This window comes from Xanthobacter flavus (assembly GCF_017875275.1).
Taxonomy (GTDB): Bacteria; Pseudomonadota; Alphaproteobacteria; order Rhizobiales; family Xanthobacteraceae; genus Xanthobacter; species Xanthobacter flavus_A.
The window spans coordinates 1,817,015-1,837,232 of the sequence record NZ_JAGGML010000001.1; the positions used below are offsets into that span (position 1 = coordinate 1,817,015).

Annotated in this window: 14 protein-coding genes; 4 read left to right on the forward strand and 10 right to left on the reverse strand. The window is 71.6% G+C overall.

The genetic code is table 11. The annotated features are described in order from the left end of the window. The first annotated feature begins 9 nt into the window (after nt 1-9). The gene (locus J2126_RS08810; RefSeq protein ID WP_209485785.1) at nt 10-1,638 is read left to right on the forward strand and encodes a sulfite reductase subunit alpha; all 1,629 of its coding nucleotides are present in this window, start codon (nt 10-12) and stop codon (nt 1,636-1,638) included. Between the two features lie 36 nt (nt 1,639-1,674). Next, on the forward strand, nt 1,675-4,350 hold the full coding sequence (locus J2126_RS08815) for a nitrate reductase (protein ID WP_209485800.1): 2,676 nt from the start codon (nt 1,675-1,677) through the stop codon (nt 4,348-4,350). A gap of 257 nt (nt 4,351-4,607) precedes the next feature. Here the strand turns inward: J2126_RS08815 and ppa are convergent, their stop codons facing one another. The 6 genes from ppa to J2126_RS08845 form a co-directional block, all read right to left on the reverse strand. Next, nucleotides 4,608-5,150, reverse strand: a complete 543-nt coding sequence (gene ppa, locus J2126_RS08820) for an inorganic diphosphatase (RefSeq protein ID WP_209485803.1) — start codon at nt 5,148-5,150, stop codon at nt 4,608-4,610. A 120-nt stretch (nt 5,151-5,270) separates the two neighbouring features. Next, entirely contained in the window at nt 5,271-5,780 is a 510-nt protein-coding gene (locus J2126_RS08825; protein ID WP_209485805.1) for a GNAT family N-acetyltransferase, read from the reverse strand. A 135-nt stretch (nt 5,781-5,915) separates the two neighbouring features. Beyond that, nucleotides 5,916-6,800, reverse strand: a complete 885-nt coding sequence (locus tag J2126_RS08830) for an aldose 1-epimerase family protein (protein WP_209485812.1) — start codon at nt 6,798-6,800, stop codon at nt 5,916-5,918. 81 nt (nt 6,801-6,881) lie between these two features. After that, on the reverse strand, nt 6,882-7,934 hold the full coding sequence (locus J2126_RS08835) for an NAD(P)/FAD-dependent oxidoreductase (RefSeq protein ID WP_209485814.1): 1,053 nt from the start codon (nt 7,932-7,934) through the stop codon (nt 6,882-6,884). Beyond that, nucleotides 7,931-10,573 carry a LodA/GoxA family CTQ-dependent oxidase gene (locus J2126_RS08840; RefSeq protein WP_209485816.1) on the reverse strand — a complete coding sequence of 881 codons (2,643 nt, stop codon included), beginning with the start codon at nt 10,571-10,573 and terminating at the stop codon, nt 7,931-7,933. Before J2126_RS08840 ends, J2126_RS08835 begins: the two co-directional genes overlap by 4 nt. 104 nt (nt 10,574-10,677) lie before the next feature. Next, the gene (locus tag J2126_RS08845) at nt 10,678-11,283 is read right to left on the reverse strand and encodes a biliverdin-producing heme oxygenase (protein WP_209485819.1); all 606 of its coding nucleotides are present in this window, start codon (nt 11,281-11,283) and stop codon (nt 10,678-10,680) included. A 396-nt stretch (nt 11,284-11,679) separates the two neighbouring features. On the opposite strand from J2126_RS08845, the gene J2126_RS08850 reads away from it, so the two are divergent. Beyond that, nucleotides 11,680-12,270 carry a superoxide dismutase family protein gene (locus J2126_RS08850; protein ID WP_209485821.1) on the forward strand — a complete coding sequence of 197 codons (591 nt, stop codon included), beginning with the start codon at nt 11,680-11,682 and terminating at the stop codon, nt 12,268-12,270. A 50-nt stretch (nt 12,271-12,320) separates the two neighbouring features. Then, a complete protein-coding gene (locus J2126_RS25925) occupies nt 12,321-12,482 on the forward strand; it encodes a hypothetical protein (protein ID WP_209485823.1) in 162 nt (53 codons plus the stop codon). 161 nt (nt 12,483-12,643) lie between these two features. On the opposite strand, the gene J2126_RS08860 is transcribed toward J2126_RS25925, so the two are convergent. The 4 genes from J2126_RS08860 to J2126_RS08875 all read right to left on the reverse strand — a co-directional run bounded on the left by J2126_RS08860 (nt 12,644) and on the right by J2126_RS08875 (nt 20,216). Then, a complete protein-coding gene (locus J2126_RS08860; protein ID WP_209485825.1) occupies nt 12,644-13,576 on the reverse strand; it encodes a DMT family transporter in 933 nt (310 codons plus the stop codon). Between the two features lie 115 nt (nt 13,577-13,691). Beyond that, nucleotides 13,692-15,287, reverse strand: coding sequence for a PEP/pyruvate-binding domain-containing protein (locus J2126_RS08865; protein WP_348634268.1), 1,596 nt, complete (start codon nt 15,285-15,287; stop codon nt 13,692-13,694). Continuing rightward, on the reverse strand, nt 15,284-17,242 hold the full coding sequence (locus J2126_RS08870; RefSeq protein WP_209485827.1) for a hypothetical protein: 1,959 nt from the start codon (nt 17,240-17,242) through the stop codon (nt 15,284-15,286). The genes J2126_RS08865 and J2126_RS08870 overlap by 4 nt, the downstream gene beginning before the upstream one ends. A gap of 151 nt (nt 17,243-17,393) precedes the next feature. Further along, nucleotides 17,394-20,216, reverse strand: a complete 2,823-nt coding sequence (locus tag J2126_RS08875; RefSeq protein ID WP_209485829.1) for a cation-translocating P-type ATPase — start codon at nt 20,214-20,216, stop codon at nt 17,394-17,396. Nucleotides 20,217-20,218: the final 2 nt, after the last annotated feature.

Below are 20,218 nucleotides of genomic sequence, written 5' to 3' on the forward strand. Positions count from 1 at the left end.
ATCCCGCCCATGAGCCTCCAGTCCCGCCCCCCCGTCGTCCCCGTATTGCCCGACAGCGCCCCCTTCTCGGCGGAGCAGCGCGCGTGGCTGAACGGCTTCTTCGCCGCCATCCTCTCCACCGACGCCGGGCACGCGCCCATGGCCCTGTCGGCCGGTGACGCGGCGGCGCTGATGCCGGACATCTCCGCGCCCGCGCCTGCGGAGGAGGACGATGGCGCCCCCTGGCACGACCCATCCATGCCGCTTCCCGAGCGCATGGCGCTGGCCGAGGGCAAGGCCCTGCCCCGGCGCATGATGGCGGCCATGGCGCAGCAGGATTGCGGCCAGTGCGGCTATGTCTGCGAGACCTATGCGCAGGCGCTTGCGAGCGGCGCGGAGAGCAAGCTCAATCTCTGCGCCCCCGGCGGCAAGGAGACGCTGCGCATGCTGAAGCAGCTGGCGGCGGAAACCTCCGCCCCCGCCGAGGCGGCGCCCGAGGCCCCGGCCACGGCCATCGTGCACCCGGCCCCCGGCCACGCCGCGCCCGCCACCGGCACCCGCGAAAATCCCGGCGAAGTCACCTTCCTCTCCCGCACCCGCCTCAACAAGGCGGGCTCGGAGAAGGAGACCTGGCACGTGGAGTTCGATCTCGCCGGCTCCGGCATCGACTATGCCGCCGGCGACAGCTTCGGCGTGTTCCCGGTCAACGATCCCGGCCTCGTCGCGCAGGTGCTGGAGGCGCTGCACGCCCCCGCCGATTTCCCCATTGCCGGCCATACGCTGGCCGAGGTGCTGGCCCGCGAGGTGTGCCTGAAATCGGCGCCGGATGCGCTCTTCACCCTCATCTCCTATCTGGTCGGCGGGGAGCGCAAGGCGAAGGCCCGCGCGCTGGCCAATGGCGAGGACCCGGACGGCGATGCCGCCACCCTCGACGTGCTGGCGGCGCTCACGAAGTTCCCCGGCATCCGCCCCGATCCGGAGGCGCTGGTGGAGTGCCTGGAGCCGCTGCAGCCGCGCCTCTATTCCATCTCCTCCAGCCCCGTCGCCACCCCCGGCCGGCTCACCCTGACCGTGGATGCGGTGCGGTATGATCTGGAGGGCCGCACCCGGCTCGGCGTCGCCTCCACCTTCCTCGGCGACCGGCTCGCGCCGGGAACGCGGATGAAAGCCTATATCCAGAAGGCGCACGGCTTCGCCCTGCCGCAGGATCTGGCGAAGGACGTCATCATGGTCGGCCCCGGCACGGGTATCGCGCCGTTCCGTTCCTTCCTGCACGAGCGGCTGGCGACGAAGGCCCCGGGCCGCAACTGGCTGTTCTTCGGTCACCAGCGGCGCGAGACGGATTTCTTCTATGAGGACGAGCTTTCCGGCCTTCAGGCCGCCGGCTGCCTGACCCGCCTCGACACCGCATGGTCCCGCGACGGCGCCGGCAAGGTCTATGTGCAGGATCGCATCCGCGAGGCGGGCGCGGAATTGTGGGACTGGCTGAAGGACGGTGCGCATTTCTACGTCTGCGGCGATGCCAAGCGCATGGCGAAGGACGTGGAAAAGGCGGTGGCTGATGTCGCCGCCACCCATGGCGGTCTTTCGGCGGAGGCGGCGGCGAAATTCGTCGCCGATCTCAAGACCGCCGGGCGCTATCAGGCCGACGTGTACTGAGCTAGAAATGATGGCCAAGCCTCAGGCAGGACCGGCATGAACGCCCCGCTCGCCTCACCCCCTTCGGTGAAGACCACCTGCCCCTATTGCGGCGTCGGCTGCGGCGTGAAGGCGACGCCCGACGGGCGCGGCGGCGCGCTCATCGAGGGGGATCATGACCACCCCGCCAATCTCGGCCGCCTGTGCTCCAAGGGCGCGGCGCTGGGCGAGACGCTGGGGCTCGGCACCCGCCTGCTCCATCCCATGGTGCGCGGCGCGGACGGCGCGCTCGCCCGCGCGACGTGGGACGAGGCGCTCGACCGCATCGCCTCCGACCTCAGGGACATCATCGACCGGCACGGGCCGCAGGCGGTGGCCTTCTATCTCTCCGGCCAGCTTCTGACCGAGGATTATTACGCCGCCAACAAGCTGGCCAAGGGCTTCCTCGGCACGGCCAACGTGGACACCAATTCCCGCCTGTGCATGTCCTCCTCCGTCGCCGGCCACAAGCGCGGCTTCGGCTCGGATACGGTGCCGGGCAGCTATGAGGATCTGGATGGGGCGGACCTCATCATCCTCACCGGCTCCAACACGGCGTGGTGCCATCCTGTCCTGTTCCGCCGCATGGAACAGGCGCGCAAGGCGCGGGGCACGAAGCTCGTCGTACTCGATCCGCGCCGCACCGACACGGGGGCCGAGGCGGACCTTTTCCTGCCGCTGGCCCACGGCACGGATGCGGTGCTGTTCTCCGGCCTGCTGGTGCATCTGGCGCAGAGCCCGGCCTTCGATGCCGCCTATGTGGAGGCGCACACCACCGGCTTCGCCGAAGCGCTGGAAGCCGCCCGCGCGGTGGCGCCCGATGCCGAAACCACCGCGCGCGCCTGCGGGCTGGCGGTGGAGGACGTGGAACGTTTCTTCGCGCTGTTCACGGAGACCGCGCACGCCGTCACCTGCTATTCCCAGGGGGTGAACCAGTCGGCGGTGGGCACCGACAAGGTGAACGCCATCCTCAATTGCCACCTCGCCACCGGCCGCATCGGGCGGGAGGGCATGGGGCCGTTCTCCCTCACCGGCCAGCCCAATGCCATGGGCGGGCGCGAGGTGGGCGGGCTCGCCAACCAGCTCGCCGCCCACATGGGCTTTTCCCCCGCCGAGGTGGACCGCGTGCGCCGATTCTGGGGCGCGCCCCACATGGCGGAGCATGAGGGCCACAAGGCGGTGGACATGTTCGCCGCCATCGGCCGGGGCGAGATCAAGGCCCTGTGGGTGATGGGCACCAACCCCGCCGTGAGCCTGCCGGAGGCGGATGCCGTGCGCACGGCGCTGGAAGGGCTGGAGCTGTTCGTCCTGTCCGAGAATGTGGTGGCCAACGACACCGCCGCCTGCCGCCCGCATGTGATGCTGCCCGCCGCCGCCTGGGGCGAGAAGGACGGCACCGTCACCAATTCCGAACGCCGCATCTCCCGCCAGCGCCCCTTCCTGCCCCGCCCGGCCGAGGTGAGACCGGACTGGTGGGCGCTCAAGGGCGTGGCCGAGCGCCTCGGCTTCGGCGCGGCCTTCCAATGGCGCGGGCCGGCGGACATCTTCCGCGAGCACGCCGCGCTGTCCGGTTTCGAGAATGGCGGGACGCGCGATTTCGACATCTCCGCCTTCGGCGGCCTCAGCGAGACCGCCTATGAGGATATCGCGCCGGTGCAATGGCCCGTCCCCGCCGGCCGGGTGGAGGGCACGGCGCGCCTCTTCGCGGAGGGCGGCTATTTCACGCCGGACCGGCGCGCCCGCTTCGTTGCCCCGCGTCCCGTGGCGGCCGCGGAAAGCACCCCGCCCTTCCCCTTCCTGCTCAATACCGGCCGCATCCGCGACCAGTGGCACACCATGACCCGCACCGGCCTTGCCCCCCGCCTCGGCGCGCACATCCCGGCGCCGTTCGTGGCGGTGCATCCGGACGATGCCGCGCCGCTGGGGCTCGCCACGGGCATGCTGGCGGAGGTGACAAGCGCCCACGGCCGCGCGGTGCTGGAGGTGGTGGTGGATGCCGGCCAAAGGCAGGGCACGCTCTTCGCCCCCATCCACTGGAGCCACGCCAATTCCTCCGACGGACGCGTCGGCGCGCTGGTGCATGCGGTGACCGATCCGGTCTCCGGCCAGCCCGACGCCAAGGCGACGCCGGCCGCCCTCGCGCCTTATGCCGCACCGTTCGAGGGCTTCGTGCTGGCGCGCCGCCACATGCCGCTGCCGGAGGGTGTGTGGTGGGCGCGCGCGGCGCTGGAGGGCGGCTATGGCTGGCGCATCGCCGGCCGCATGGCACCTGAGGACTGGGCGCAATGGGTGACGGCGGAAGGGCCGGCCGATGTGGCCGAGCTGAGCGACACGCCCTCCGGCCTCTATCGCGCCGCCGCCTTCGATGCGGACGGGCGGCTCGATTTCGCGGTGTTCATCGGCGCCGCCGGCCAGCGCGTGGCGTGGGATGCGCTGAAGGGGCTTCTGGCCTCCGAGGTCTCGGCCGCCGACCGGCGCCTCCTCCTCTCCGGCCGCCGCGCCGGGGCGGGGGCGTCGTGCGGGCCGCTGGTGTGCGCCTGCTTCGGCGTGCCGAAGGACACCATCCTCGCCGCCATCCGGGACGGCGCGGCCGATGCGGCAGCAGTGGGCGCCAGGCTCAAGGCCGGGACCAATTGCGGCTCCTGCCTGCCGGAAATCCGCAAGCTCATTCTGGAGGCGAAGGCGCCGGCGTGAGCCCGCTCGCGAGCCCCGGACGCATGAAGCGAAAGCGGAATGCGAGCCGGGACCCAGCGCAAGAGACCGCCGAAGGCGCTGCACGTCCCCCTCTCCCCTTGCGGGAGAGGGGATAATGCCCCGCTACGCGGGAGTTTTGCGCTGGCCCCCGGATCGGCGCTCCACCTTCGGTGTCGCTTGTCCGGGGAACACGGACCCAATGCCCTCCGGTCGAGCCGGAGGGCGACAGGTAAACGGCCGAGAGGGCAGCGCAGCCCTCAGCCTTCCTTGCCTTCGGCCTTGGCGCGCTCGATGCCTTCGAGGATGAGCTTGTGCGCCTCGGCGGCATCGCGCCAGCCGACGATCTTCACCCACTTGTTGGGTTCGAGATCCTTGTAGTGCTCGAAGAAGTGCTCGATCTGCTGGAGGGTGATCTCGGGCAGGTCGCTGTAGTTGTTCACCTTGTCGTAGCGCTTGGTGAGCTTGGAGGAGGGCACGGCGATGATCTTCTCATCCATGCCGGCCTCGTCCTCCATCAGCAGCACGCCGACGGGGCGCACCGAGATGACCGCGCCGGCCACGATCGCGCGGGTGTTGGCCACCAGCACGTCGCACGGGTCGCCGTCGCCGGAGAGGGTGTGCGGGATGAAGCCGTAGTTTCCGGGATACCGCATGGCGGTATAGAGGAAGCGATCCACGAAGAGGGTGCCCGCGGCCTTGTCCATCTCGTACTTGATCGGCTCCCCGCCGATCGGGACTTCGATCAGCACGTTCACGTCGTGGGGCGGGTTCTTGCCGATCGGGATCGCGTCGATGCGCATGGGATGCTCGCTCTTGCCACTGGCCACGGGACTTCAGGCCCGCTCCGACCAAAGTCGAACCCACACGGCACAAGGCTTTGCGGGCTCTGCGGACCGGACGGGCTCATGCCTGTCCGGGCGCTACCGCTGCCAAGCGAAGGCGGTCTTGTCCAGTGTTTTCGAACCGAACTGCTCGGTCGAGGATGCGACCGGTTGCCCCCCCAGCGCCTTGTAGAAGCCCATGGCGCCTTCGTTTTCCGAGAGCGCCCACACCACGAGACCTCCGAGCCGGGCGATGGCGAGATCGCGCCGCGCCGCCGCGAACAGCCTTTGGCCGAAGCCGAGGCCCTGGTATTGCGGGTGCAGGTAGATCTCGTAGATCTCGCCGCCATAGGGCAGCGCCTTGGCGCGGTTGCCGCCATAGTTCACGTAGCCGGCGACATCCTCTCCAACGAGCAGGACGGACAGGCGGCTGCCCCGGCGGATCGCGGCATCCCACCAGCGCGGGCCGCGCCGCTCCACCATGCGCTCCAGTTCAAGCCCCGGAATGATTCCACGGTAGGCGGTGCGCCAGGCGTCGTCATGGACCGCCGCGATCGCCTTGGCGTCGGCGGGCTTGGCCCTGCGGATCTCGATCAGGCCGGTCGTCATGCCCTGATGGAAGCAAACCCGGCGCGTTCCATCAAGGGGCATGACGCGGGACAGCCCCAACCGGCAGGGGATGGCGCCCGCCGCCATGCGGCGCGCGGAGCGAAAGCGCGTATGTTCAAAGGCGCTTAGCGCTCCTCAGGCGGCGATTTCGGGGATCAGCCGCACGGTCATCACAAAGCGGCGCTGCTCGCCCGGCGGGATGTGGAGAAGGCCCGGCTTCTCCACGAACGGGCGGGCATCGCCCTCGGGCGTCGCATAGCCGGACCATGGCTCGATGCAGAGGTAGGGGGCGCCGGGCTTGGTCCAGATGCCGAGGTCCGGCATGCCGGGAAAGGTGATGTCCAGCCCCGGCCGGCCGGGCACGCCATATTGCAGGCGATGGGAGTTGAGACCGAGGAAGATCAGCGCGTCCCGCTCGAACATCGCATCGTCCGGCTTCAGCACGCCGTCGGCGGCGGGGCTCGGCTCGACGGCGCGGGAGAGGAGGCCGTTGACCGGGCGATGGATCGGCGCGGCCTCGGGATGCTCGAAGATCACCCGGTGCTCGGCCCGCGAACCGCCATAGGGCAGCGGCCAGAGGAAGGCCGGGTGGTAGCCGAAGCTCGCCGGCAGGACGCCGGGGCCGGGATTGGTGACCACCGCCTCCATGGCCAGCGTCGCGCCTTCGAGGGCGAAAGTGACCTCCAGCGCGAAATCGAAGGGATATTCGGCGCGCGTGGCCTCACTGGGCAGGAGGCGGAAGGTGGCCCGGTCCGGCGCCTCGGCCACCACCTCGAAGACGGAGAAGCGGGCGAAGCCGTGCCGGCGCATGGAATGGCCCTTGCCCTCATGCACGAGGGTGAGGTCCGGCAGTTCGCCGACGATGGGGAACAGCAGCGGCGCGCGACCGGTCCAGAAGGCCGGGTCGCCATGCCACAGCAAAGCGCGGCCCTCGGCATCCGCAAGCGCGCGCAGCTCGGCGCCCAGCGTGGAAATCTCCGCCGACAGCGCCTCCGAGCGCAGCGATACGATCGTGCCCATGGTGTCCCCCCGGTTTCTTCCCTGCGGCCTGTCTATCATCGGATGGACGCGGCGGGCAGGCGAGCCGGCCCGAAATGCTCGTTACGCCCCCGCCATCCGCCGACGTGCCCAGAGAGGCGCATCGCGCCAGCGGGTTTCCAGCACAGCGTAATGACGGCCGAGGTCGGCGGTCTCGCCCTGAAGGGTGCGGTAATCCTCCGCCCAGTCGTCAAAGGCGGAGGTCTCCCCCGCCAGCGCATCCACTACCGCCGCGCCGGCGCGGGCGCCCATGAGGATGGCGGCAGAGATGCCCTGCGAGGACAGGGGGTCGAACGTCATGGCCGCATCCCCCGCCGCGCACCAGCGCGGGCCGTGGAGGGTGCGCTCGGCGGCGGTTTCGGCCGGGCAAATACGGGGGGCGGCGCCCGCCGCCGCGCCGGCGATCCGCCGCATGTGCTGCGTCATCTCAAGGCGCCTTGCCCATCCGGCGGTGCCGTCCCCGAGAAGGCCGGCATCGGTGAGGAAGGCGAGGACGCGCCGACCGCCGGGAAGGGGCGTCGTGTACCACCAGCCATCCGCCACCGCCTCCACGCTCGTGCCGCGATAGGGGTCGGCGTCATCCAGCGTCGCCACCAGCGCCACCTGACGGTCGGAGGCCTCGCGCCCCGTGCCCAGCCGCCGCGCCACGGCGGCGGCGCGGCCGGTGGCATCGAGAATGAAGCGCGCGACGATGCGCCGGCTGTCTCTCAGCGTGATGTCCCAGCCATCGGAGGCGGCGGCGATGGCCTCCAGCCGCCCCTCCACAACCGCCGCGCCGGCCGCCGCCGCGCGGGCGCGCGCATCGGCATCGAAGCGGGCGCGGTCCAGCAACCAGCCGCCGCCGAGGGGATTGGCGAGGAAATCCGTCTCCACGAGATCATCGCTGCCCCACGCGGCGCGCGCGCCGTAGGAGACAAGGTGACGGTCCTCGTCGAGCAGTCCCGGCCCGAAGGCGGCGTCCACCAGCCCTGCCATGCCCGGCGGCAGGCTCTCCCCCGGCCATGTGGCGGCGCGGGCATCGTGAAGCAGCACCACGTTCAGCCCCCGCCCCGCCGCGGCGATGGCTGCGGCGGCGCCCGCCGGGCCGGCGCCGGCGACCAGCAGATCGCACCTCATCCGATGAAGACGAGGCCGCCCGGATTGGGCAGGCCATCGGCGAAGTCGGAGACGATGCCCACCTCGCCCTTCAGCTGCACTTTCTTGATGAGCCGTCCGCGCGTCTGCGACGTGTAGAGATCGCCCTTGAGGTCGAAGGCGAGGCCGAACGGCATGGTCAGCTCCGCCCCGCGCAGGATGAGCGGGATGGGCGCGCCGAGGGGGTCGAAGCGCTTCACGCCATTGTCCAGCTGGTCCGCCACATAGAGGCGGTAGGAGGTGTCGTAGGCCATCTGGCGCGGATTGCGGAAGCCGGTGAGCCAGTGGAGGTTGATGATCTCGCCCGTGGTGGCGTTGATCCGCGCCACCGAGGTGCCGCCCCAGCTCACCAGCAGCGCGCCATCCGGCGTGACGATGACGCCGATGGGCGACACGAGCCCGGCCTCCGGCGGCACCAGCACGCGGCTCTTCCCGTCCGGCGATATGACGGAGACGAAGCCCTTCTCCACCCAGTTGGCCACATAGAGATTGCCCTGCCGGTCGGCGGCGATGCCCATGGGCTGGGAGAAGCCCTCCGCGAACAGGGAGACCTCGCCCTTGGGCGTCACCCGCCGCACATAGCCGGCATTCATGCAGGAGACGTAGAGATTGCCGTCGAGGTTGCGCGTCATGCCCTCGGGCCGCTCCAGCGGGGCGGAGAGGGCCATCACCGTCACGGCGCCCTCGGCATCCACGAGGCGCAGGCTGTTGTCGTCGGAATTGGCGGTCACCAGAGGGAAGGTCGCCGCCTGCGGATAGAGCGTGTTGGCGCCATAGCTCACGTCCGGCTCGCGGGAAAAGCCCACCAGCGTCTCCACCTTCATGCGGCCGGGAAAGGCGCCGTCGCGCGGGCCGGGACGGTCGGCGACGATGCCGAGGCGGAACCAGTCCTGCGCCATGGCGGCGAGCACCGGCGGGCGGGTCGGCGCGCTGATGAAGCGCTCCCAGTCGCGGCGGCGGGCGAAGGCGGCGCGGCGCTCCTCGATGGCGCGGGCGGTGTCCATCACCACCTTGTAGTCGGCTTCCGACAGCACCGTGTTTGGCACCCGCGCCGGCCAGAAGGCGGGCAGCACGGGCGAGATGGAGGACTGGTAGCCCGAGCGGCAGCTCGCCCAGTCCGCCTGCCACGGCAGGCCGAGCCACTGGGTGATGCCGCCGGGGCCGAGGCGGGAGAGCGGGCCGGATTTCGACAGTGCTTCCGGCGAGGTCAATTCGGGGCCGTAGTCGGTGAGGTCCACCGCCCGCGCGGTGGAAGCGAGGCGCATGTCGGCGGTCCAGATCCACGGCACGCGCGCGATCCACGGGAATTCCTGCCCCGGATGGAACGGCCCGCCGACGCACGCCTCCAGCGAAGCCCGGTCCAGCGCCGCCGGCCGGCCCGCGACGGCGATCTCCTCCAGCCGCGCCGTGCGCGACGGACGGCCGGGCGTGAAGCGGCCGGCCGCCCAGTTGCGCAGATGGGCATATTGCAGCGGCGTCAGCGTCATCCACTGGCGCGGCTCGATGGCGTCGGGCGGCATCACCAGATGGTCGCCGTAGAGCTGCGGCTCGAGGTCCGGCCGCACATCCCCGGAGGCGGGATCGCGGAACAGGGCGAAGATCTCGGCGCGGAAGGCCGCATTGGCCGGTGCCGTATCGGCAAGGCGGGCGCGGAAGGCGGGGCTGGCGAAATCCTTCGCCGACCCGAACCCGAATTTCGCGAAGAAGCCGGCGTTCACCCATTGCAGATCGGAGAGGCGGGCGAAGACCGGCCAGACGTGGTCCTCGAACACCGTCGGCGGCGCCTTGCGCTTGCCGGCTGCGACCAGCGTCGCCTCCACCACGTCGTGCAGCGTGACAAGGCTGGTGGCGATGGCCGGCGCATAGTTTGGGCCGACGCTGATGAGCCACGCGGGATCGGCGCGGAACTCCCGCCCGCCCATGCGCACCACCGCATCCACCGGCCCGTCCCCGGTGTCGTCGGCCCAGCCGTCATTGTCGGCATAGCCGCTCATGGGCGGGGCGTCCGGCGCGGGATGGCAGCGGCCGGACGCGGGCATCACCACGAGGCGGCCGTCCGTGTCGGTCATGACCTCGCCGAGCGTCACCTTCTGCCCCTGGAAGGTGCCGCCATCGAGCCGTTGGGGCGCGGCGCCCGGCCCTGAGACGGTGCGTGGACCAGGCACGATGGCGAGGCTGGCGCGGTCCGCCACCTTGGCGTTGCGGCGGCCGGCGGCGGGCGCGCCGGGCAGGTCGAAGGGAATGTCGATGCCGTACCAGAGCGCCTTGGTGTTTGCGACGGTCAGCGTCCAGGACACCTCCGCCTCGCGCGCCGTCACCTCGCCCAGCACGCGCCCCTGCGCGTCATAGGCGAAGAGGCGGAAGCGGGCGGCCTGCCGGGCCATGGCGCCGGCCTCATCCTTGAACGGGCCGGCGGGCACGCCGCCGGGCACCTCGGGGCCGAAATAGAAAGCGTCCTTGCTGTTGCCGACCCGCGCCACGCCGATGGCGGGATGGATGGCGACGCGCGCCACCCGCTTCGGATCGATCCCGGCCGTCGCGGCCGAGGCCTGTGAAACCCCGGCCAAGCCGGCGGATAGCGCCGCAACGAACGCACGACGCGACAGCACCCCGTCCCCCATGGTCCCCTCCCGCTCGCGAGCGGCGCGAGACTATGCGGGCCGGGGCAACGGCGTCCAGAGCTTGGCGGCAGGTGGATTGGCGGTAGGCAATGACGGTAGGCGGATCAGCCGAACACGTCACCGACATAGGAGGCGACCCGATTGAAGGCGGCTTCCGCGCCGCGGGCGGCCCGCGCCTCCTCCTCGGCCGAGAGGGGCACGGCATCGAGCGCGGCGACGAAGGTCTTCCAGTGGAGCCCCCGCCCCTCCGGCGCGGCGGCCAGGTGCCGGGCGCCGAAGCGCTCGTCGAGGCCGAGGCCGGCGGCGGCCTTCAGCAGGAAGGCGGCGCCGAGGTTCGAGCCCTCCGCCACATAGAGCCAGCCCAGCGCCTCAGGCAGAGGCGTCGCCGCTCCCAGCGCGGGCGCCTCGGTCGGCGCGGGCACGGGGAGGCCGAGATCGGCCAGATCGTCGGCGATGTCGGAGAGGCGGCGGCGGCCGGGAAGGTCGGGCAGCAGCGCGCCGAGGGCGGGGCTGTCATAGAGCGCGGCGATGTCGCGATGAAACAGATACTGCACCGCGAGGAAGCACCCGTAGCGCTCGCGGCTCTCGAACGGCCGGCCGGCCATGATGGCACCGTCCAGCCGCTCATGGGCGGCATGGGTCAGGGCCTTGAGCGCCGATGCGCGGGTTTCGGCGCGGGGCGCGGGGCGGTCGAGTTCGGCGGTGGTCATACGGGCCTCAATATTTGAACTATTATCGATCAAAACAGATGATCCGGCAGAACAGGGGCATTCGTCCAATATCTAGGCGGAGACGCGGCGCACCGCAAGACGAAGCGGTGGCCTCTGCGCGCGCAGGGGCAAGTCATTGCCGGCGTCGCACCATGGCGAAATCAGCGGGAACCGCATCATTACATCAACGTCCCGACGCCGCCAGCTTTGCCCTGCCGCGACCATCAGGGGGCATCGCAAGCTTTGCTGGAAAAATTCCAATCGAGGCCCGGAACGTTCGCACCCCTGTGGCGATAGGGGTGGACGGGCCGGCTGCGGCCCGGTCGAGTTCGCCGCAGCCTTGATGTAGGCTCGTCGTCGAGGCCGGCGCGCCGTCCGGCCGGAGGAGGAACGATCATGCGTCCGTTCACCAGTGCCCGCCGCCCCGCCCGGACACCGCGCTCTCTTGCCCTTCTCGCAGCCCCGATTCTCGCCGGCGCGCTCGTCGCCACACCGGCCTTCGCACAGGCCCCTGCCCCCGCCGCCGCGCCCGCCGCGAAGGTGGTGAAGGCCGACATCATCAACAACGAGGGCAAGACCATCGGCTCCGCCACCGCGACGGGCACGGACCGCGTCACCATCGTGCGCGTGGCGCTGTCCGCCGGCGCGCTGCCCCCCGGCTGGCACGGCATCCACTTCCACCAGGTCGCGAACTGCTCCGACACCGCGAAGTTCATGGACTCCAAGGGTCACGTGAACCATCACGACAAGGCCCACGGCCTGCTCAACCCTAACGGACCGGACCAGGGCGACCTGCCCAACATCTTCGCCAACGCCGACGGCTCGGTGAATGCCGAGGTGTCGAGCACCACCGGCCTCACCGACAAGGACGGGCTGGGCCAGCCGGGCGGCTTCGCGCTGGTGATCCACGCCAGTCCCGACGATTTCATCACCCAGCCCATCGGCGGCGCCGGCGCCCGCATCGCCTGCGCGGCGTTCAAGCCCTGAGGGGAGACAGATCGGCCATCCCCCCTCTCCCCTTGCGGGAGAGGGCCGGGGTGAGGGGTAATGGAGACGCCGCGACCGTCGCCACGCAGATGAAGGCGACGCCGGTGGACGATTTCTTCTCCCACGGCAGGCGCATCCGCGAGGATGGCCGCATGGTCCACGATCTCTATCTGCTGCAGGTGAAGACGCCGGCCGAGCAGAAGTATCCGTAGGATTATCGCAAGCTCATCCGCACCACTCCCGGCCACGAGGCGTTCCGTCCCCTCGCCGAGGGCGGCTGCCCGCTTTGCGCCAGCAGGCGGCGAAGTAGGCCTCTTAAAGCCCTTCCCGCCGCTCAGGAGCGGCGGGCGGCCTTCTGCCTTGCCCTCGCCGCTCAGCCGCGGCGCGGGAGCGGCCCCCCGCTCGCGAGATAGACGCCGATGGTGGCGGCGAAGATGCCCAGCCAGTCGCTGCCGGAGGGATACTCGCCGAGGATGGGGATGGCCATGAGCGCCGCCATCACCGGCACGCAGGCGCCGAAGGCCGCGCCCGCCGAGGCGCCCAGCAGCGCCACAGAGCGGGCGAACAGGAACAGCGAGATCACGGTGGCGAAGACGCCCTGATAGACCGCCTGGAAGATGACATCGCGCAGCGGCGCATCGAGCACGGTGAAGCCGTGCAGCAGTCCGTACAGCGGCAGATAGAACACCGCCGACCCCACCGACACCACCGCCACCGCGTGGAGCGCGCCGAGCCCGCTCCTGCGCAGCGCCACCGCATAGCAGGCCCACATGAAGGCGCCGGCCATGCACAGGAGGTGGCCGATGCCCGATCCCAGCCCGGTGGCCACCGCCCCCACCCCGGCGATCAGCGCCACGCTGGCGAGGATGAGCGCATAGCCGACCTTCCGCTGCATGCTGAACCGCTCGCGCAATGCCACGGCCGAGATCAGCGCCACGAAGAGGGGCATGACGCCGGGAATGAGCACGCCCGCCTCCCCCGCCGGCGTGGTGCGCAGGCCGAAGCCCGCCACCACCGCATACGGCGCGCCGGCCCCCGCGATCATCACGAGAAGCTGCCACGGCTTCGCCTTGTCGAGCCCCAGCCCGTGGCGCAGCAGCACCGGCAGCAGCACGAGGCCGGCGGTGGCGTAGCGCAGCATGGTGACGTCGAACACGCCGAGGGAAGAGGTGACGCCGAGCCGGGTGATGGACATCCACCCCGCCCAGATGGTGACGCTCGCCAGCCCGAACAGCGCCCCCGCCACATAGCGCCCCGTAGGGATTGGCGCGGCCGCCCTGTGCGTGTCCGTCGTCTGTGAAGTCATGCTTGCCGCGTGCCCGCCTGCCGAAATCGGGCCACAGGCTACCGCGCGCGATCCATTCAACCTAATGAGAGTTTGAGCTGCAACCCATGAGGCATGCTGATGGATCGGCCGCCCGTCACGCCGGAGCAGGCGCGGCCACCCGCCAGCCGGCCACCGCCGCAAGCTCCGCCTGCGGCTCTTCCGACACCACCGCGCGCCGGCCCAGGAAGACGCTGCCCGCCTCGCCGTCGAGGGACAGCCAATCCCCCTCCCCGAGCGTCTCGGCCCCGAGCCTGGCGCGACGCGACGCGCCATCGATGACGAGGGCAGAACAGCCCACCACGCAGGCCCGGCCCAGTTGGCGCGCCACCACGGCGGCATGGGCGGTGCGCCCGCCCACGCTGGTGAGGATGCCGGCGGCCAGCGCCAAAGCGGCGATGTCGTCGGTCGCCACATCCGGCCGCAGCAGGATCACCGGATCGCCCGCCGCGGTGAGACGGCGCGCACCCTCCTCGTCGAACGCCACCCGGCCGCTCACCGTGCCGGGCGAGGCGGCGACGCCGTGCGCCACCGGCTCCGCATCGCCGGAAAAGCTTGTGGCGGCGACGGCGGAAAGATCCACGCCTTCGAGCAGCGCCAGCCCCTCGGCCGGGGTGATGGCGCCTTCCGCCACCATGTCCACCGCGATCTTGAGGGCGGCGCGCGGCGTGCGCTTGGCGGCGCGGGTCTGGAGGAAATAGAGGCGGCCCTCCTCGAAGGTGAATTCCACGTCCTGCACGTCGCGATAATGCCGCTCCAGCGCCGCGACGCCCTCGGCCAGCGCCGAGGCGACATCGGGCAACACCGCGCCCAGCCGGTCGAGCCCCACCGGCTGGCGGCGGCCGGAAACCACATCCTCGCCCTGCGCATCGAACAGCAGGTCGGCATAGAGGCCCGGCACCCCGCTTGCCGGATTGCGCGAGAAGGCGACGCCGGAGCCCGAGCGCACGCCGGCATTGCCGTACACCATGGCCTGCACCGTCACCGCCGTGCCGGCCAAGTGCTCCAGATGGTTCAGCCGGCGATATTCGATCGCTTTCGGCGCCGCCCAGGAGCGGAACACCGCCTCCACCGCCTCGGCGAGCTGGTCACGCGGGTCGGCGGGCACGGTCGAACCGTAGCCGTCGCGGGCGAGGTCGAGATAGCGCGCGGCGAGGCGCTCCAGCGCCTCCGGGTCCAGCCCCTGCTCGCTCAACGCCTGCTCGGCGGCGATGAGATCGCGCTGCACCTGTTCGAACGGCGCGCGCGGCAGGCCGGCCACCACCTCGCACCAGCCCTCGATGAAGCGGCGATGGCAATCGAAGGCGAGGCGCGGGTTGCCGTGGAGGCGCATGAGGCCGCGCGCGGTCTCCGCGGTCATGCCCACGTCCAGCACGGTCTCCAGCATGCCCGGCATGGACTTTTCCGCACCGGAGCGCACCGAGACGAGGAGCGGGCGGCGTCGGTCGCCGAAGCGCCGGCCGGTGGCCGATTCGAGAAAGCCGAGCCCCTCCTCCAGCAGGCGCCGCAGGGCGCCTTCGCGACGGTCGCCGCAGAGCGCGGTGGAGAGCACGAAGGCGGGCGGCACGTCGAGCCCCAGCGCGTTCATGCGCCAGAGCTGGGCGGCCTTGGAGCCGAAGTCATGCGCGGTGAGGGGCGCCTTGGTGCCGCCGGGGCCGATGAAGGCGATGGGGTGCGGGGTGTCGTGTTTCACGGGGCCATCTCCTCCAGCACCGAGGCGCGCAGCGCGAGGGCGGCGCGGGCCAGTTCGTCGGTGGCGCCCTCGATGGCGCGGGCGAGTTCCAGGGTGGCCACCAGCGCCCCGGCATCGATGGGGTCGTTAGCGGCCGGCGCCAGCGTGGCCTCCTGAACCCGGCGATGGGCGGCATCGGCCCGGCGCTCGCCCTCGGTCACGGCGTCGATGGCTTCCAGCGTGTCGGTCACGTCCTCCCGCCGGCCGGCCGAACCCTCGCTGGCGGCGGCCACCGCCCGCACCAGGTCGGAGCAGCACACCACCGCGCCGGCGGCGAGATCGCGCAGGGGCGGGCCGGCGAGGCCCGGTTTCAAGCGCGCGGCGCTGGCGAGGAAGGCGGCCTCCTCGAACGCATCCACCGCCTGCTCGGCGGCATCCGCCACGGGCAGGAAGCGGCCGCCCTGTCCGAACGGGCCGCTCGCCCGCTCGCGGGCGCCGATGATCTGCCGGTCGGCCTTCTCCTCCAGGCGCTTGGCGCGGCTGCGGAGCCCATCGCGGGCGGCATCGGAGAGGTCCGCCGGGCCATCGAGCACGCCGGCCACCTCGCCGGCCAGCATGCGGGCGATGCCGAGCTGGCGCAGCACCACGGCCAGCATCTCCTCCTCCACCGAGCCGAAGCTGCGCGCCAGCTCCGCCCGCACCTCGTCGCGGATCAGCCGGGCCGAGCGGCCGGCGGCCAATCCCTCGCTGGCGAGGCGCAGCACCTCGGCGAGGAAGCGCGCCGCGCCCTCACGCCCCAGCACCCGGTCGAGCCGCGCGCCATAGGGCACCCGCCCCTCGGCGCTGCGGCGGACGGCATCGAACACCAGTTCCGGCCCGCCCATCTCCAGGAAGCCGCGATGGCCGATGGCCCCGCGCGCCGCTGTGCGCAGCAAAGCGATGGCGGTGGGCTTGTCCACGAAGGTCTGGAGCGCCTTGCGCGCCTTGTTCCAGTCGATGAGGAAGACGATGTTGCGGCCCACGGCCGCGAGAAAGCCGTCCAGCGCCTCCGCGTCCTTCGCGGTGAAGCGCCCGGTGACGAGGTGGAAGGCCGCGCCCCCCGCGATGCCCGCCGCCGTGCGCTCGGCCAGCGGCGTCCACTCGGCCCCCGCGTCCGAAAACAGGGAGATGAAGAATTTCGCGCGGGAGCGATGCACGTCGGTGTAGGTGACGGTGGCCCCGAGCCCCTCCACCGCGATGATGATGACATGGGCATCGGTGGTGCCGATGTCATTCTGGATCACGAGGCGCGCCCCGCTGCGGCTCGCCGTGGTGTCGAGGCCGGGATGGCCGAAGATCAGCCCCCGCGTCTCGGCGAGCCCGGCCATGAAGGCGGCGATGCGCGGCTTGTCGTCCTCCGCGATGCCCAGCGTCCGCGCGCCGGCCACCGTCTCCGCCGAGAGGGCGGCGGAGAGGCGGTTCAGCGCCTTGTGCAGGTCCATGACGAGGAGATGCGCGCTGTCCGCCCCGCCGCGCCGGGCACTGGTGAGGCGCACCAGGTCGGCCTCGGAGAGGATATCGACGGAAAGAATGTCGTCCGTGCCCGCGCCGAACGCCGTGCGCAAAGCGGCAAGGCGCGCGGCGAAGGCGTCGGCGCCGGCCTCCCCCGCCGCCTCCAGAGGGTCGGCCATGGCGGCGATGTCGTCGAGGATCGCCTGCGTGAGGCGGCCGGCGCCGGCCACCTGATAGCCGCCGCCGTCGAGCAGCCGGGCGCTGGCGACCACCGCATCGAGCCCGTCGCCCGAGAGGCCGGCGGCATGGGCCTCGGCGTCCAGCGGCCGCACGGGAGAGGCGGGCGAACGGGCGCGGGCGGCGGCGTCCTGCAAAGCGGTCATGCGCAGCTTGGCGCGGTCATTGGCGGCGAGCGCATGTTCCAGCCGCGCCGGGAGCAGCAACCCGCCCTCGCCGAGCGCTTCGACGATCAGGGTCTTCTCCATGCTTCCGCCTCCATGTCTCTTACACGGTCACCCGCACACACAGCCGCCCACGCGCCGGCCGCGCGGGCGGGCGCCGGGTGTCGAAAGGCTGTGTAGGACTTGCGGCGCCTCCGCTTTACGACCGGCATCTGACAGATCGACGACAGGCCGCTCATGCCGGCCTCCCCCGCCGGATCGCCCGCGCGCCGAGCTTCCACAGCTCGCGCGTCCACACGACCGAGCTTGCCACCGCCGCGCACAGCACCAGGTCGCCCGTTGCGAGCGGAACCGTCGAGAAAGCCCGCTGGAGCGCCGGCAGGTAGAGCACCAGCCCATGGAGGAGCAGCGACGCCGCGACGGCGGCGATGAGCCAGCGGTTGGCGAAGGGCCGCACGAAGGCGCTCGCCGTGTCGGAGCGCGCGTTGAAGACATTGCACAGCTGGAACAGAACGAGGGTGGTGAAGGCCATGGTCTGGCCATAGGCCAGCGTGCCGTCGCCCTCCACGAACCCGCCCGGAAGCGACAGGTCGATCACGAAAAGCGTACCCACCGCCATCACCGCGCCGACGAAGGCGATGCCCGCCCACATGGTGCCGGTGATGACGCCCTCTCCGCGCCGGCGCGGCGGCCGTGACATCACGTCCCGGTCGGCCGGATCGATGCCGAGGGCGAGCGCGGGCGCGCCGTCGGTCACGAGGTTGATCCACAAAATCTGGGTGGCCAGCAGCGGCAGCGCCACGCCCCCGCCTGCCGCTCCGGCCGCGGCCGAAAGGCCGATGCGGTCGGCGAGCAGCAGCCCAAGGACCATGGTCATCACCTCACCGATGTTGGACGAGAGCAGATAGCGCAGGAACTTGCGGATGTTGGCGAAGATCGCCCGGCCTTCCGCGACGGCGCGCACGATGGTGGCGAAATTGTCGTCCGCCAGCACCATGTCGGCCGCCTCCTTCGACACGTCCGTGCCGGTGGTGCCCATGGCGATGCCGATATCCGCCGCCTTGAGGGCCGGCGCGTCGTTCACCCCGTCGCCGGTCACGGCGACCGTCTCGCCGGCCCGGCGAAGGGCCGCGACGATCCTCAGCTTGTGCTCGGGATCGACACGGGCATAAACGGACGCCTGCGCGACCACCCGGTCCAGCCCGGCCTCGTCCATGGCGGCGATGCGGGCCCCGGTCACGACCCCAACGTCCACCGGAATGCCGAGTTCGCGGGCGATGACGGCGGCGGTGGCCGGATGGTCGCCGGTCATCATGAGCGTGCGGATGCCGGCGGCATGGGCCTCAGCCACCGCCGCCCGCGCCTCGGGCCGGGGCGGGTCCATCATGCCGATCAGACCGATGAAGACGAGGTCGCGCTCGTGCTCCGCGGTGACGGCGCCATCCGCCAGGTCGGGGGCCGGCAAGGTCCGGTAGGCGACGCCCAGGGTGCGCAGCGCCTCGCCGGCAAGCGCGTCATTGGCGGAAAGGATGGCGGCGCGGCGTGCTTCGCCGAGCGGCACCTCGGCCTCGCCCCGAAGCTCGCCGGTGCAGTGGGCGAGCAGCACGTCCGGCGCCCCCTTGGTGACGAGGACGAGGTGGGAGGGGCGTTCCGCGTCGCTGTGCAGCGTGCTCATGAGCATGCGCTCGGACGAGAAGGGCACCTCGCCCAGCCGGGCGAAGCGCGCATCGAGCGCCAGGGCGCTGAGGCCCGCCTTGCGCGCGGCGACGATGAGCGCGCCTTCCGTGGGATCGCCATGCACCACGAAGCCGTCCGCGCCCTGGCGGAGGATGGCGTTGTTGGCCCGCTCGGCGGCGATGAGCGCGCGCTCGACCTCCTGCTCCAGCGCCAGCCGGTCGGCGGGCGCGTCGGGAAATTCCAGCGCGCCGTCGGGGGCATAGCCGGTTCCAGTGAGGGCGACGCTGCCGCTTGCCGTCACCACCCGGCGCACGGTCATCTCGTTGCGGGTCAGGGTGCCGGTCTTGTCGGAGGCGATCACCGTCGCCGAGCCCAGCGTCTCCACGGCGGCGAGGCGGCGCACGATGGCCTTGTTGCGCGCCATGCGCTGCATGCCCAGCGACAGCACCGCCGTCACCACCGCCGGCAGGCCCTCCGGCACCGCGGCGACGGCGAGGGCGACGCCGAGGATCAGGACGTTCAGCACGTGTGGCAGGTCGCGCACGCCCTCCATGAGGAGGATGGTGCCGATGACCGCGACGGCGATGGCGAGGACGACGGCGCCGAGCACCCGGCCGACCCGCTCCAGTTCCCGCTGGAGGGGCGTCTGGTCCAGCGGCGCCTTCTCGATGAGGCCGGCGATGCGCCCCATCAGCGTCTGCATGCCGGTGGCCGTCACCACCGCACGGCCGTGGCCATAGACCGCATGGGTGCCGCTCCACACCATGTTGGCGCGGTCCGCCGGCTCGGCCCCGTCCGGCAGCGCCGCCACATCCTTCGCGGTGGGCACGCTCTCGCCGGTGAGGGCCGCCTCCACCGTCTGCAATGCGGTGGCCCGTAGCAGGCGTGCGTCGGCGGGAATGGTGTCGCCTTCCGCCACGAGAATCACATCGCCGGGCACGAGGCCGGCCGCGTCGATGGACAGGGGCGCGCCGTCGCGTACGACCCGGGCCTGGGCCGCCGACAGCTGCCGCAGCGCCGCCGCCGCGCGCTCCGCCCGCGCCTCCTGCACATAGCCCATCACGGCGTTGATGAGCACGATGGAGAAGATCGCCAGCGCCTCATAGGGCACAGGCGTCTCGCGCTCATGCAGCCAGATGGCGGCCGAGATGGCTCCGGCGGCCACGAGCATGAGAACGAGGGCGTTGGCGAACTGGTCGAGGAACTGCCGCCATGCTCCGCGCGGCGGGGCGGTCGCGATCAGGTTCGGACCAAAGGCCGCCTGCCGCCGCTCCGCCTCGGCGGACGACAGGCCGCGCTCGGCATCGCTGCCCAGCGCGGCGAGTACGGCCTCGGCGGCGTGTCGGTAGGGCTCGGACGATGGGACGGTAACGGGCAGCATGA

Coding starts and splice junctions, on each gene's coding strand:
- J2126_RS08810 (WP_209485785.1), top strand. CDS start 10: ATGAGCCTCCAGTCCCGCCCCCCCGTCGTCCCCGTATTGCCCGACAGC.
- J2126_RS08815 (WP_209485800.1), top strand. CDS start 1,675: ATGAACGCCCCGCTCGCCTCACCCCCTTCGGTGAAGACCACCTGCCCC.
- ppa (WP_209485803.1), bottom strand. CDS start 5,150: ATGCGCATCGACGCGATCCCGATCGGCAAGAACCCGCCCCACGACGTG.
- J2126_RS08825 (WP_209485805.1), bottom strand. CDS start 5,780: ATGACGACCGGCCTGATCGAGATCCGCAGGGCCAAGCCCGCCGACGCC.
- J2126_RS08830 (WP_209485812.1), bottom strand. CDS start 6,800: ATGGGCACGATCGTATCGCTGCGCTCGGAGGCGCTGTCGGCGGAGATT.
- J2126_RS08835 (WP_209485814.1), bottom strand. CDS start 7,934: ATGAGGTGCGATCTGCTGGTCGCCGGCGCCGGCCCGGCGGGCGCCGCC.
- J2126_RS08840 (WP_209485816.1), bottom strand. CDS start 10,573: ATGGGGGACGGGGTGCTGTCGCGTCGTGCGTTCGTTGCGGCGCTATCC.
- J2126_RS08845 (WP_209485819.1), bottom strand. CDS start 11,283: ATGACCACCGCCGAACTCGACCGCCCCGCGCCCCGCGCCGAAACCCGC.
- J2126_RS08850 (WP_209485821.1), top strand. CDS start 11,680: ATGCGTCCGTTCACCAGTGCCCGCCGCCCCGCCCGGACACCGCGCTCT.
- J2126_RS08860 (WP_209485825.1), bottom strand. CDS start 13,576: ATGACTTCACAGACGACGGACACGCACAGGGCGGCCGCGCCAATCCCT.
- J2126_RS08870 (WP_209485827.1), bottom strand. CDS start 17,242: ATGGAGAAGACCCTGATCGTCGAAGCGCTCGGCGAGGGCGGGTTGCTG.
- J2126_RS08875 (WP_209485829.1), bottom strand. CDS start 20,216: ATGCTGCCCGTTACCGTCCCATCGTCCGAGCCCTACCGACACGCCGCC.